Origin of the sequence: uncultured Nevskia sp., from assembly GCF_903885465.1 — a bacterium.
In the GTDB taxonomy this organism is placed as follows: Bacteria; Pseudomonadota; Gammaproteobacteria; order Nevskiales; family Nevskiaceae; genus Nevskia.
This window is the reverse complement of sequence record NZ_CAISIQ010000210.1, coordinates 1-1,721: the sequence shown is the minus strand read 5'-3', so window position 1 is coordinate 1,721 and position 1,721 is coordinate 1. Positions and strand designations below refer to the sequence as shown.

Genomic DNA, 1,721 nt, shown 5'->3' with positions numbered 1-1,721 from the left:
GGCATGGACGGCACGGTCATCGACGTGCGCGTGTTCACGCGTGAAGGCGTGAAGAAGGACAAGCGCGCGCTGTCGATCGAGGAAAGCGAACTGGCTGCGGTCAAGAAGGACTTCGGCGACCAGCTCCGCATCTTCGAGGACGACATCTACGATCGTCTGAAGAAGCTGCTCGTCGGCAAGAATGCCGATGGCGGCCCGCAGAAGCTCAAGAAGGGCGAGAAGGTCACGGCGGCCTATCTCGACGGCCTCGAGCGCGACAAGTGGTTCGAAATCCGCCTGCAGGATGATGAGGCGCAGACGCAGCTCGAAACGGCCGCCAAGCAGCTCAAGGATCAGCGTACCGAGTTCGACAAGAAGTTCGAGAACAAGAAGCGCAAGATCCAGGCGGGCGACGAGCTTTCGCCGGGCGTGCTGAAGATGGTGAAGGTGTATCTGGCCGTGAAGCGCCGCGTGCAGCCGGGCGACAAGATGGCCGGCCGTCACGGCAACAAGGGCGTGATCTCGCAGATCGTGCCGGTGGAAGACATGCCGCACATGGCGGATGGCACCCCGGTCGACATCGTGCTGAACCCGCTGGGCGTGCCGTCGCGCATGAACATCGGTCAGCTGCTCGAAGTCCATCTCGGCTGGGCCGCGAAGGGCATCGGCAAGAAGATCGACGAGATGCTCAAGGGCCAGAAGGCGGTTGCCGAACTGCGCAAGTTCCTCGACAAGGCCTACAACAAGATCGGCAGCTACGAGCAGAAGGTCGATATCGATGCGCTGTCCGATACCGAGATCCTGACGCTGGCGCAGAACCTCACCGGCGGCATGCCGATGGCGACGCCGGTGTTCGACGGCGCCTCGGAAGAAGACATCAAGGGCATGCTCGAACTCGCCGGTCTTCCGACCACGGGTCAGGCACAGCTGGTTGATGGCCGCACCGGCGACAACTTCGCGCGCCTGGTCACCGTCGGCTACATGTACATGCTGAAGCTGAACCATCTCGTCGACGACAAGATGCATGCGCGTTCCACCGGTCCGTACTCGCTGGTCACCCAGCAGCCGCTCGGTGGCAAGGCGCAGTTCGGCGGCCAGCGCTTCGGTGAAATGGAAGTCTGGGCACTGGAAGCCTACGGCGCGGCCTACACGCTGCAGGAAATGCTGACCGTGAAGTCGGATGACACCAACGGCCGTACGCGCATGTACAAGGCGATCGTCGATGGCGATCACCGCATGCACGCCGGCATGCCGGAGTCGTTCAACGTGCTGGTCAAGGAAATCCGTTCTATCGGTCTCAACATCGAGCTCGAGCAGAACAACTGAGGCGACAGGTCACCTGTCTGAGACGCGCTGCCGAAAGGCGCCGTCTCGGACATCAGCAATCAGCCTACTAGCCTCAAGAATTGCGGTATTGCGGAGATAGACATGAAAGATTTCTTCAACCTGATGCGGGCCACCGAAGAGTTCGAAGACTTCGATGCCATCAAGATCAGCCTCGCCTCGCCGGAAACTGTCCGGTCGTGGTCGTTCGGCGAAGTGAAGAAGCCGGAAACCATCAACTACCGTACGTTCAAGCCGGAACGTGACGGCTTGTTCTGCGCGAAGATCTTCGGGCCGATCAAGGATTACGAGTGCTTGTGCGGCAAGTACAAGCGCCTGAAGCATCGCGGCGTGGTTTGCGAAAAATGCGGCGTCGAAGTCACCGTTGCCAAGGTGCGTCGCGAGCGCATGGGCCATAT

At 60.7% G+C, this 1,721-nt stretch carries 1 protein-coding gene and 1 pseudogene; both read left to right on the top strand.

The window, feature by feature from the left end:
• Nucleotides 1–1,305 (top strand): annotated as a pseudogene (rpoB, locus tag QZY06_RS07945) (DNA-directed RNA polymerase subunit beta); the annotation flags it as partial.
• A 102-nt stretch (nucleotides 1,306–1,407) separates the two neighbouring features.
• A partial coding sequence (locus QZY06_RS07940; RefSeq protein WP_367275590.1) for a hypothetical protein occupies nucleotides 1,408–1,721 on the top strand: 314 nt, incomplete at its 3' end.